General features: G+C 58.1%; 10 protein-coding genes. 8 read left to right on the top strand and 2 right to left on the bottom strand.

Annotation, left to right across the window (positions count from 1 at the left end):
• Nucleotides 1-2: 2 nt before the first annotated feature.
• Complete coding sequence (locus tag AC007G_RS11595; protein WP_032699920.1) at nt 3-1,493, bottom strand: MFS transporter; 1,491 nt, start codon at nt 1,491-1,493, stop codon at nt 3-5.
• A gap of 120 nt (nt 1,494-1,613) precedes the next feature.
• Here AC007G_RS11595 and AC007G_RS11600 point away from each other — a divergent pair, with 120 nt between their 5' ends.
• The 7 genes from AC007G_RS11600 to AC007G_RS11630 all read left to right on the top strand — a co-directional run bounded on the left by AC007G_RS11600 (nt 1,614) and on the right by AC007G_RS11630 (nt 11,109).
• Entirely contained in the window at nt 1,614-2,204 is a 591-nt protein-coding gene (locus AC007G_RS11600; RefSeq protein ID WP_032696252.1) for a TetR family transcriptional regulator, read from the top strand.
• A 276-nt stretch (nt 2,205-2,480) separates the two neighbouring features.
• Nucleotides 2,481-3,869, top strand: a complete 1,389-nt coding sequence (locus AC007G_RS11605) for a NarK family nitrate/nitrite MFS transporter (RefSeq protein ID WP_479466601.1) — start codon at nt 2,481-2,483, stop codon at nt 3,867-3,869.
• Between the two features lie 137 nt (nt 3,870-4,006).
• On the top strand, nt 4,007-7,747 hold the full coding sequence (locus tag AC007G_RS11610) for a nitrate reductase subunit alpha (RefSeq protein WP_032696254.1): 3,741 nt from the start codon (nt 4,007-4,009) through the stop codon (nt 7,745-7,747).
• Entirely contained in the window at nt 7,744-9,270 is a 1,527-nt protein-coding gene (gene narH, locus AC007G_RS11615; protein ID WP_032696255.1) for a nitrate reductase subunit beta, read from the top strand. The genes AC007G_RS11610 and narH overlap by 4 nt, the downstream gene beginning before the upstream one ends.
• Nucleotides 9,270-9,965 carry a nitrate reductase molybdenum cofactor assembly chaperone gene (gene narW, locus AC007G_RS11620; protein ID WP_032687838.1) on the top strand — a complete coding sequence of 232 codons (696 nt, stop codon included), beginning with the start codon at nt 9,270-9,272 and terminating at the stop codon, nt 9,963-9,965. The genes narH and narW overlap by 1 nt, the downstream gene beginning before the upstream one ends.
• Nucleotides 9,962-10,642, top strand: a complete 681-nt coding sequence (narI, locus tag AC007G_RS11625) for a respiratory nitrate reductase subunit gamma (protein WP_142630619.1) — start codon at nt 9,962-9,964, stop codon at nt 10,640-10,642. The genes narW and narI overlap by 4 nt, the downstream gene beginning before the upstream one ends.
• A gap of 194 nt (nt 10,643-10,836) precedes the next feature.
• Entirely contained in the window at nt 10,837-11,109 is a 273-nt protein-coding gene (locus AC007G_RS11630) for a hypothetical protein (protein WP_032687840.1), read from the top strand.
• Nucleotides 11,110-11,154: 45 nt separating this feature from the next.
• Here the strand turns inward: AC007G_RS11630 and AC007G_RS11635 are convergent, their stop codons facing one another.
• The gene (locus tag AC007G_RS11635; RefSeq protein WP_335290076.1) at nt 11,155-12,063 is read right to left on the bottom strand and encodes a LysR substrate-binding domain-containing protein; all 909 of its coding nucleotides are present in this window, start codon (nt 12,061-12,063) and stop codon (nt 11,155-11,157) included.
• A 104-nt stretch (nt 12,064-12,167) separates the two neighbouring features.
• On the opposite strand from AC007G_RS11635, the gene AC007G_RS11640 reads away from it, so the two are divergent.
• Nucleotides 12,168-12,482, top strand: coding sequence for a carboxymuconolactone decarboxylase family protein (locus tag AC007G_RS11640; RefSeq protein ID WP_032687841.1), 315 nt, complete (start codon nt 12,168-12,170; stop codon nt 12,480-12,482).
• Nucleotide 12,483 lies beyond the last annotated feature (1 nt).

Consider the following 12,483-nt stretch of genomic DNA (forward strand, 5'->3'; position numbering starts at 1 on the left):
GGCTAGTTCATTTTCGGCGCCTGCGCCAGACTGCGCCAGATCCCGGCGGCCAGCAACAGTAGCAGCACCCCGGCGGTGGCCAGCACGATACTGTGGGCGCTGATAAATGCGGTTTTCGCCGCTGCAATCAGCGAATGCGCCGGAACAGCGGGCAGCGATTGCGCCAGGGCGATCGCTTCGCTGATGGACGACGAGGCCTGCGCTGCGACCTGACCGTCCATCCCGCCAGGCAGCACAATCGATGAGCTGTAGCTGCGGGTCAGAATCAGGCCGAACAGCGCGATCCCCAGACCGGCCCCCAGCTCGTAGGCCATCGTTTCAATGGCGCCGGCCGCCGCCGCTTTCTCTTTCGGCGCGGCCGCCATAATGGCGGCGCCGGAAGCCAACAACGCGCTGGCGACGCTGAAGCCTAAAAGAGTCATCAATCCCCACGCCAGCCACTGCTGGGAGCTGAAGTCAGTCATCGACAGGCCGAGGAAACTGAGCGCGCTCAGCAGCATACCGCCAGTTGCGACCTGCCGCAGGCCCAGGCGGGAAACCATCACCCCGGCAACAGGTCCGCTAAATCCGCTCGCCAGCATCAGCGGCAGCATAAACAGCCCGGCTTCAAACGGCGTTTTGCCATGGACGAACTGTAGCTCCTGCGCCATCAGTAGCTCAAAGCCCACCAGGGTGATCAGTGCGGTCATCGCCATCATCACGCCGCTTAAGATAATGCGATGCGTAAACAGGCGCATATCGACCATCGGGGTCGCGGCGGAAAGCTGCTGACGAACAAAGCGCACCAGCAGCGCCAGGCCCACCAGCGCGATCAATCCGGTCATCCATAATGCCATCTGCCCTTTTAGCGCCGATTTTGCGCTGAACACCAGCATCAGGATCGCCACAATAAGCATCAATGCCTGGGTCAGATTAAGCGGTTGTTCGCGGCGCGCCGGCTGGCGCGGTACCATCCGGGCGCTGAAGGCGATAACCGCCAGCACGATGGGCACGTTGATCAGGAACACCGATCCCCAGTAAAAATGTTCCAGCAGGATGCCGCCTACCAACGGGCCGAAAGCGGCGCCGCCAGAGCCAATCGCCGCCCACAGACCAAGCGCCATGTTGCGGTGCCGCGCCTGCGAAAAAGTGTTACGGATGCCGGCAAGCGTCGCCGGGACGATCATCGCCGCACCAATGGCCAGCAGCGCGCGGGAGGCGATCAGCGCCAGCGCAGTGGGTGAAAATGCCGCCGCCAGCGACGAAACGCCGAAAATAGCGCTGCCGAGCAGCAACAGCCGTTTAAAGCCAATTTTATCGCCGAGCGCCCCCATCGGCAGCACCATGCCGGCCATGACTAATGAATAAATATCAATGATCCACAGCAGCTCATTGCTGCTGGTCCCCAACGACATACTAAGCGTTGGCGCGGCGACATGCAGCACCGTGGCATCAATCGCCACCGGTAAATACACCAACAAAATCGCCACCAGCGTTAACCATTGCCGAGACATACTTTTTTTCCTCAATTTTACAAATTGGACACGCGTCCAGGATTGCGATCCTGCCGGATTGTTGAACAACTGTCCAACTTTTTGTTACTATCGAGGAAAACCACGGCTCAGCGGGGAAATATGCACTACTTAAATCGGGAAGCTCGTCGGGAGGTGATCATGCTGGCGGCGATGCGCGTCGCGCTGCAGGGTGGCTTAGGTGCCATGACCGTCCGGCAAATCGCCGCCGAAGCCGGAGTCTCTACCGGGCAACTGCATCACCATTTCACCTCTATCGGCGAACTTAAGGCCCAGGCCTTCGTTCGGTTAATTCGTGAGATGCTGGATATCCAGCTGGTAGCGGAAGACGCCAGCTGGCGCGAGCGTCTGTTTTCCATGCTCGGCAGCGAAGATGGCCGCCTGGATCCCTATATCCGTCTGTGGCGCGAGGGGCAACTGCTCTGCGGGAGCGATAGCGACATCAAAGAGGCCTACCTGCTCACCATGTCGATGTGGCACGAAGAGACGGTCAATATTATTCGTCTCGGTAGCGCAAGCGGTGAATTTCATCCCGCTGACAGCGCGGAGAATATCGCCTGGCGTTTAATTGCCCTGGTCTGCGGACTGGATGGGATTTATGCGCTGGGAATGGAAGCGATCGACGACAGCGCATTTACACGCTATATAAATCATTATATATCGTTAGAGCTGCTATGCCCGCCAACCATTTAGCCCCCAGACCTTCAGTTGTCCCGGGACGGCATGGTCTGTCGGCCCGACAGAACCTGTCGCCGCTGCCAGCAGGGGCACATTTTGAATCACATTTCATTTACATTTAGTAACAAATAATAAACTCCTATTCCGTGCACGCTTTCCTGAAGCGTTTTTTTTTATCTATTCTTCAAACACTACAATAATTAATTCGGCCAGCCTTGATCGCCTCTTCTGCTTAATTTGCGGTGTTGTCATCTTTAAATTTTCTTTGGTTACTGGGCACGCGAGGGCACTATGTCAAGAGAAAGTGAGAAAGATAATCATTACCTTTTAAAAGGATGGCGCCCGGAAAATCCGGCATTCTGGGAAAATAAAGGCAAAGCCATTGCGCGAAGAAATCTTATTATTTCAGTGAGTTGTTTACTTCTCGCCTTCTGCGTATGGATGTTATTCAGCGCGGTTGCGGTTAATCTCAATAAAGTCGGCTTTAATTTCACCACTGACCAGCTTTTTTTATTAACCGCGCTTCCTTCGCTGTCCGGGGCAATATTACGCGTACCCTATTCTTTTATGGTTCCTATATTTGGCGGACGCTACTGGACGGTGATCAGTACCGTTATTTTAGTGGTGCCCTGTCTGTGGCTTGGGATCGCGGTGCAAAACCCGGCAACCCCATTCTGGATATTTATTCTTATCGCTCTGCTGTGTGGGTTTGCCGGGGCTAACTTTGCCTCCAGCATGGGCAACATCAGCTTTTTCTACCCGAAAGCGAAGCAAGGCAGCGCCCTCGGCGTGAACGGCGGCCTGGGCAACCTCGGCGTCAGCGTGTTGCAGCTGCTCTCGCCGGTAGTGATCTTCGTGCCGATCTTCACTTTTGTTGGCGTTCGCGGCGTCGACCAAGCGGACGGCGCGACTCTGTGGCTCGGCAACTCGCCGCTAATCTGGGTGCCGCTGCTGCTCGCCGCTACCGTGGCGGCGTGGTTCGGAATGAACGATATCGCCGGCGCCAAAACCTCCATTCGCGATCAGCTCCCGGTGTTGAAACGCCCGCATATGTGGCTGCTGAGCCTGCTTTATCTCGCCACCTTCGGCTCGTTCATCGGTTTTTCCGCCGGCTTCGCGATGCTGGCCAAAACGCAGTTTCCGGAGGTGAATATCCTGAAGCTGGCCTTCTTTGGCCCGTTTATCGGCGCCCTGGCGCGATCCTTCGGCGGCATCATTTCCGACCGTCTGGGCGGCGTCAACGTCACCCTGGTGAACTTCATTCTGATGGCGCTGTTTACCGGCCTGCTGTTCCTCACCCTGCCCGGCTCCGGTTCCGGGAGTTTCCTCGCATTTTACGTGGTGTTTATGGGGCTGTTCCTCACCGCGGGTCTTGGCAGCGGCTCCACGTTCCAGATGATCGCCGTGATCTTTCGCCAGATAACCCTCGATAGCGTCAAGAAACGCGGCGGCAGCGATGAACAGGCCCAGCACGAAGCGGTCACCGATACCGCCGCCGCGCTCGGGTTTATCTCCGCCATTGGCGCCGTCGGGGGGTTCTTCATCCCAAAAGCCTTTGGCACCTCGTTAGCCATGACCGGCTCCCCGGTCGGCGCCATGAAGGTTTTCTTTGTCTTTTATGTCGTTTGCGTACTGGTGACCTGGCTGGTCTATGGTCGTCGTAAACCGGCAAAAAAATAACGGCATATTTGTCGGATGGCGGCTGACGCCTTTATCCGGCCTACGGGATCGTGCGGTCTTACGGGGCGGATAAGGTGCAAACGCGTCGCTTCCGGTAAGGGCTTGATGCCGGACATTATCGGAGCAGGAGAAACGTCATGAGTAAACTACTGGATCGCTTTCGCTACTTTAAGCAGAAACGCGAGACCTTTGCCAACGGCCACGGTCAGGTCCTGGATACCAATCGTGACTGGGAAGATAGCTACCGTCAGCGCTGGCAGTTCGACAAAATCGTCCGTTCCACGCACGGAGTAAACTGTACGGGCTCATGCAGCTGGAAAATTTACGTCAAAAACGGACTGGTCACCTGGGAAACCCAGCAGACGGACTATCCGCGCACCCGCCCTGATCTGCCCAACCACGAACCGCGCGGCTGCCCGCGCGGCGCCAGCTACTCCTGGTATCTCTACAGCGCCAACCGACTCAAATACCCGCTGGCGCGTAAACGGCTGATTGAGCTATGGCGCGCGGCGCTGGACCGCCATCCCGACCCGGTCGATGCCTGGAACAGCATCATGGAAGATCCGCAGCAGTGCCTCAGCTACAAGCAGATGCGCGGCAAAGGCGGGTTTATTCGCTCGACCTGGAAAGAGCTGAACCAGCTGATTGCCGCCGCCAACGTCTGGACCATCAAGCATTATGGCCCGGACCGCATTGTCGGCTTCTCGCCGATCCCGGCGATGTCGATGGTCTCTTATGCCGCCGGCACCCGCTACCTGTCGCTGATCGGCGGTACCTGCCTGAGCTTCTACGACTGGTATTGCGACCTCCCCCCCGCCTCGCCGATGACCTGGGGCGAACAGACCGACGTGCCGGAATCCGCCGACTGGTATAACTCCAGCTACATTATCGCCTGGGGCTCTAACGTTCCGCAGACCCGAACGCCTGACGCCCACTTTTTTACCGAGGTGCGCTATAAAGGCACCAAAACCATTGCCATTACGCCGGACTATTCGGAAGTGGCGAAACTGTGCGATCAGTGGCTGGCGCCGAAACAGGGTACCGACAGCGCGCTGGCCATGGCGATGGGCCATGTCATCTTAAAACGCTTCCACCTCGACAATCCGAGCGATTATTTCCTCAACTACTGCCGCCACTACACCGACATGCCGATGCTGGTGTTGCTCGACGATCGCGACGACGGCACCACCGTCCCCGGACGAATGGTGCGCGCTTCGGACCTGCTGGACGGACTGGGCGAGAGCAACAATCCGCAGTGGAAAACGGTGGCCTTCAGCACCGCCGGTGAACTGGTCGCCCCCAATGGATCTATCGGTTTTCGCTGGGGCGAAAAAGGGAAATGGAACCTCGAACAGCGGGCCGCCGGGCAAGAGACCGAACTCACTCTTTCGTTGCTGGATCTCAAAGATGAGGTCGCTGCCGTAGGCTTCCCCTATTTTGGCGGCAATGAAAACCCGCATTTTCGCAGCGTGCCGCAGCAGCCGGTGCTGGTTCATCGGCTGCCGGCCAAACGTCTGACCCTGGCCAGCGGCGAGAGCAGACTGGTGGTTAGCGTCTATGACCTGGTGCTGGCTAACTACGGCCTTGACCGGGGGCTCGACGATGAGAACGCCGCCGGTGATTTCAGCGAAGTGAAAGCCTACACCCCGGCCTGGGCGGAACAGATTACCGGCGTTCCCCGTCACCACATCGAGCAAATCGCCTGGGAGTTCGCCGATACCGCGCATAAAACCCACGGCCGCTCGATGATTATCCTCGGCGCCGGCGTCAACCACTGGTACCACATGGATATGAACTACCGGGGGATGATCAATATGCTGGTGTTCTGCGGCTGCGTCGGACAAAGCGGCGGCGGCTGGTCGCACTATGTCGGCCAGGAAAAACTGCGTCCGCAGACCGGTTGGCTGCCGCTGGCGTTTGCCACCGACTGGAGCCGCCCGCCGCGCCAGATGAACAGCACCTCTTATTTCTACAACCACTCCAGCCAGTGGCGCTATGAAAAGCTGACCGCCCAGGAGCTCCTCTCGCCGCTGGCGGACGCCAGTCGATATACCGGACACCTGATTGATTTCAACGTACGCGCCGAGCGCATGGGCTGGCTACCTTCCGCCCCGCAGCTCAGCGTCAATCCGCTGAGAATTAAGCGGCAGGCTGATGCCGCTGGTCTCTCACCCGCCGACTACACCGTGCAGGCGCTGAAATCCGGCGCCATCCGCTTTGCCTGCGAGCAGCCGGACAACGGTAAAAACCACCCGCGGAATATGTTTATCTGGCGCTCCAACCTGCTGGGTTCCTCCGGCAAGGGGCATGAGTACATGCTCAAATATCTGCTGGGTACCGACAGCGGCATCCAGGGCGATGAACTGGGGGCGACGGACGAGGTTAAACCGGAAGAGGTCGAGTGGCAGACCGCGGCGATTGAAGGCAAGCTCGATCTGCTGGTGACCCTCGATTTCCGCATGTCGAGCACCTGCCTGTTTTCAGATATCGTTCTGCCGACCGCCACCTGGTATGAAAAAGACGATATGAACACCTCGGATATGCATCCGTTTATCCACCCGCTTTCCGCCGCCGTCGACCCGGCCTGGGAAGCCAAAAGCGACTGGGAAATCTATAAAGAGATCGCCAACGTCTTTTCAACGGTCTGCGTCGGCCACCTCGACGCGGAGACCGATGTGGTACTTCTGCCTTTGCAGCATGACTCTGCGGGTGAGCTGTCCCAGCCCTTCGATGTGGTTGACTGGCATAAGGGCGAGTGCGATCTGATTCCGGGGAAAACGGCCCCCACCATCGCGGTCGTCGAGCGCGATTACCCTGCCACCTACGAGCGCTTCACTTCCCTGGGCCCGCTGCTGGATAAGCTGGGCAACGGCAGTAAAGGCATCAGCTGGAAAACGCAGGATGAGGTCGATTTCCTCGGCAAACTCAATTACGTCAAGCCCGACGGCCCGGCAAAAGGCCGCCCGCGCATCGACAGCGCCATCGACGCCACGGAAGTGATCCTCAGCCTGGCGCCGGAAACCAACGGCCAGGTGGCGGTCAAGGCCTGGCAGGCGCTGGGAGAGTTTACCGGGCGCGATCACACCCATCTGGCCATCAACAAAGAAGATGAGAAGATTCGCTTTCGCGATATTCAGGCCCAGCCGCGTAAAATCATCTCCAGCCCGACCTGGTCCGGCCTGGAAAGCGAACATGTCTCCTACAATGCCGGCTACACCAATGTCCATGAACTGATCCCCTGGCGTACGCTCTCCGGCCGCCAGCAGCTGTATCAGGATCATCCGTGGATGCGCGCCTTCGGCGAAAGCCTGGTGGTCTACCGACCGCCGATTGATACTCGTAGCGTCAGCCATATGCATGAGATTCCGCCCAACGGCTTCCCGGAAAAGGCGCTCAATTTCCTCACCCCGCACCAGAAATGGGGGATTCACTCCACCTACAGCGAAAACCTGCTGATGCTGACCCTGTCGCGCGGCGGGCCGATCGTCTGGATCAGTGAAACCGACGCCAGAGAGCTGGGCATCGAAGACAATGACTGGATTGAGGCTTTTAACGCCAACGGTGCGCTCACCGCCCGGGCGGTGGTCAGCCAGCGCGTACCGCCCGGCATGACCATGATGTACCACGCGCAGGAGCGCATCATGAACATTCCCGGATCTGAAGTCACCGGCCGTCGCGGCGGCATTCATAACTCGGTGACCCGCATTTGCCCGAAACCCACCCATATGATTGGCGGCTATGCGCAGCTGGCCTACGGCTTTAACTATTACGGTACCGTCGGCTCCAACCGCGATGAGTTCATCATGATTCGTAAAATGAGCAACATTAACTGGCTGGATGACGAAGGTCGCGATCAGGTACAGGAGGCGAAAAAATGAAAATCCGCTCACAAGTTGGCATGGTGCTCAATCTCGACAAATGCATCGGCTGCCATACCTGCTCGGTCACCTGCAAGAACGTCTGGACCGGACGCGAAGGGATGGAATACGCCTGGTTTAACAATGTCGAAACCAAACCCGGTATCGGCTACCCGAAAAACTGGGAAGACCAGGAGGAGTGGCAAGGCGGCTGGATCCGCGGGATCACCGGTAAGCTGACGCCGCGCCTCGGCAACCGCGTTGGCGTATTGTCAAAAATCTTCGCCAACCCGCAGTTGCCGGGCATCGACGACTATTACGAACCCTTCACCTACGACTACCAGCATCTGCATACCGCGCCGGAGAGCCAGCATCTGCCTACCGCCCGCCCCCGTTCGCTGATCAGCGGTAAGCGGATGGACAAAATCAGCTGGGGCCCCAACTGGGAAGAGCTGCTCGGCGGCGAGTTTGAAAAGCGCGCCCGTGACCGCAACTTCGAAGCCATGCAGAAAGAGATGTACGGCCAGTTTGAAAATACCTTCATGATGTATCTGCCGCGCCTGTGCGAACACTGCCTTAACCCGAGCTGCGTCGCGACCTGCCCGAGCGGCGCTATCTATAAGCGCGAAGAGGATGGCATCGTACTGATCGATCAGGATAAATGCCGCGGCTGGCGCATGTGCATCAGCGGCTGTCCGTATAAAAAAATCTACTTCAACTGGAAAAGCGGCAAATCGGAGAAGTGCATTTTCTGCTATCCACGGATTGAATCCGGCCAGCCGACGGTCTGTTCGGAAACCTGCGTCGGACGCATTCGCTACCTCGGCGTGCTGCTGTATGACGCCGATCGGATTGAAGAAGCGGCCAGCACCGAACATGAAACCGACCTCTATGAGCGCCAGTGCGATGTGTTCCTCGATCCCCACGACCCGGCGGTGATTGAAGAGGCGTTGAAGCAAGGCATCCCGCATAACGTCATCGAGGCGGCGCAGAAATCGCCGGTCTATAAACTGGCGATGGACTGGAAACTGGCGCTACCGCTGCACCCGGAGTATCGCACCCTGCCGATGGTCTGGTACGTCCCGCCGCTGTCGCCGATTCAGTCGGTCGCCGATGCGGGCGGCCTGCCGAATAATGGCAGCATCCTGCCCGCCGTCGAAAGCCTGCGCATTCCGGTCCAGTATCTGGCCAATCTGCTGAGCGCCGGCGATACCGGGCCGGTGCTGCGCGCGCTGAAACGGATGATGGCGATGCGCCACTACAAACGCTCACAAACCGTCGAAGGGGTGACCGACACCCGGGCTATCGAAGAGGTGGGCTTAAGCGTGGAGCAGGTCGAGGAGATGTACCGCTACCTGGCCATCGCTAACTATGAAGATCGCTTCGTGATCCCCACCAGCCATCGGGAAATGGCCGAAGATGCCTTCCCGGAACGCAACGGCTGCGGATTTACCTTCGGCGATGGTTGCCACGGGTCGGATAGCAAATTCAACCTGTTCAACAGCCAGCGCATCGATGCGATCAACATCGGGGAGAAAGAGTAATGCGGATCCTCAAAATCATCGGTCTGCTGCTGGAGTATCCGGATAGCCTGCTATGGGACAACCGTGAAGAAGCGCTGGAGTTGGTCCGTGCCGATGCGCCGGCGCTGCTGCCGTTTGTTGCATCGCTGCTGGCCGCCCCGCTGCTCGACCGCCAGGCCGAATGGTGCGAAGTGTTTGACCGCGGACGGGCCACCTCGCTGCTGCTGTTTGAACATGTTCACGCCGAATCCCGCGACCGCGGCCAGGCAATGGTCGAGCTCATGAATCAGTATGAGCAGGCCGGGCTGCACATCGACTGCCGGGAGCTGCCTGACCATTTACCGCTCTATCTGGAGTACCTCAGTAGCCTGCCGGCAGATGACGCCAGAGAAGGCCTGCACAACGTTGCCCCGATTCTGGCGCTGCTTGGCGGGCGCGTCAAACAACGCCAGTGCCAATATTATCAGCTGTTTGACGCCCTGCTGGCGCTGGCCGGCAGCACGCTCAGCAGTGACAGTGTCACCAGGCAGGTGGCGGGTGAACAGCGCGATGATACCCGCCAGGCGCTGGATGCGGTGTGGGAGGAAGAGCAGGTGAAGTTTATCGAAGATAACGCCACCGCCTGCGACAGCTCTCCGATGCAACATTATCAACGACGCTTTAGCCAGGACGTCGCGCCGCAGTACGTCGACGTCGGTGCCGGAGGCCCGAAATGATACAGTACCTGAACGTCTTTTTTTACGATATCTACCCCTATCTGTGCGGGACCGTGTTTCTCATCGGCAGTTGGCTACGCTACGACTACGGGCAGTATACGTGGCGCGCCTCCTCCAGCCAGATGCTCGACAAACGCGGCATGGTGCTGTGGTCGAATCTGTTCCATATCGGCATCCTGGGCATTTTCTTCGGCCACCTCTTCGGGATGCTGACCCCACACTGGGTTTACTCCTGGTTCCTGCCGATGTCGCAAAAGCAGCTGATGGCGATGATTCTCGGCGGGATCTGCGGCGTACTGACGCTGGTGGGCGGCGCCGGGCTGCTGATTCGTCGGCTGAGCAACCCGCGTATTCGCGCCACCTCATCGACGGCGGATATTTTGATTCTGAGCATTCTGCTGATTCAGTGCGCGCTGGGTCTGACGACGATCCCCTTCTCCGCTCAACATCCTGACGGCAGCGAAATGCTCAAGCTGGTGGACTGGGCGCAGGCGGTGGTCACCTTCCACGGCGGCGCCTCGGCGCATCTGGATGGCGTGGCCTTTATCTACCGCGTGCATCTGGTGCTGGGGATGACCATCTTCCTGATCTTCCCGTTCACTCGCCTGGTGCACGTCTGGAGCGCGCCGATAGAGTATCTGACCCGCCGCTACCAGCTGGTGAGATCCCGACGCTGAATGTTTTACCACTCGCTCTGTCAGCCCTTATAAGCTAACCAATCAGCCTCCGCGCCAGGAGGCTGATGCGTTTAAAACAGGCGGAAAAGAGTAACCCTGTAGTCGCTTCCCGCAATGACTTATACTGTTCCCGCGCGCGATCTCTTCTCTTGAAAAGCGCTGACTCAACCGGATGATACGGATGTGAGGGAACCATGGGTAAATACGTCATTTTTATCAGCAGCCGCGGCGGGAAAGCCGTACCAAAAGAGGCAGTGACATCCTCTTTGATTAAAGAGATGAAACGACAGGGGTTCAGAAAGCATCACGTTGCGGTAGAAGCTGAAAACGAAAAAGATGCCGTTAACGCGTTAAATAAATTTAATGACGATTATCTGACGGAGGTAAAGGAGTACACCGCAAGCGTTATATTTATGTGCCTGTGTGCAATTCTTATGTTCATCGTTTATCTTTTTGCAAACAGATAGCAAATTTACGCCGCCAGGCGCCAAAAACAGCTTAACAGACCGGGTTCAGCGCTCAGCGGAATTATCCGTCGGCGGTATATGCAGCGCAAAACAGGCGGTAATGGTATTCAGCAGCAGTTTCGCCGGCCCGGTAAGCCGATTTTCATCGCCATATAACCCCACCCCGATGTCACCCGCCGCGGGCAATTTTGCGCAATCAACGACCTGCAGCGAAGCAGGCATGCCAATCGTGGTGCGTAGCGCCACCCCCAGTCCTGCGGATGCGGCGGCCCAGATACCGTTCAGGCTGCGGCTGGTAAAGGCAATCCGCCAGGGTATTCCGGCGTTGTCTAACGCCGCGGTGGCGGCGGTGCGCATGACGCACGGCGCTTCAAAAGCCAGCAGCGGCAGCGGCTGGTTTCTGTCGAGGTAACGGGCAGGATCGAACTCCGCCGCCGCGATCCACTGCAGCGGCAGTCTCCCCAGCAGATGATCAAAAACCGGTTGATCGCGCCCTTCCCAGCTCAGGGCCAGATCGAGCTCCTGGCGCATCATCGCCTCGCGCAGCGGCGCATTGCGCGTGACGGTAACCACAATCTCCACTTCGGGACAGGCGCGGGAAAACTGCCCGAGGACCGCCGGCAATAACACCTCGCCAAAGTCCTCCTGCAGTCCGAGGCGAACCTCGCCGCTCACTCCTCTGGCCTTAAGCGCAGCCCAGGCTTCGTCGTTCAGGCTAAGCATTCGCCGCGCGTAGCTCAGCATAATCTCCCCTTCCGCCGTCAACGCCAGATGACGCCCGGCCTTTTGTACCAGCGCCGTGCCGCTCTGCTGCTCAAGCTTTTTAAGCTGAGCGCTGATCGCCGACGTTGAACGCCCCAGGCGTTCGGCGGCAAGGGCAAAACTGCCCAGTTCCATGCCGGTCACGAAAGCGCGCAGCGCATCGGCATCAAAGGTCAGTGGTCGTCTGGTCATCATTAATCATCCCGCTTTTCAGGATTGTTGATCACAAATTATATGATTATCGAAACCATCATAACCGGATATCGTCTCCGTGACATCCACCTATGAGGTTGCAAATGGACAAAGTTAATCTGACCCGGGAAAACCTGGCGGCGCTGGCGCCAAAGCTGGCATCACTGAGTGAAGAGGTTCTGTTTGGCGATATCTGGCAGCGCCCGGCGCTGTCACCGCGCGACAGAAGTCTCATCACTCTCAGCGCGCTGGTCGCCATGTATCGCCCTGAACAGCTTGCCTGGCACCTGAAATTGGCCCGCAAAAACGGCGTAACGGAGAGCGAAATCACGGAGCTTTTTACCCACCTGTCGTTTTACGCCGGATGGCCAGCGGCGGTTTCGGCGCTCAATGTGTTTAGCCAGCTCGATACCGAATGAG

The sequence above is a fragment of the Klebsiella sp. CSG-1 genome, from assembly GCF_056521145.1.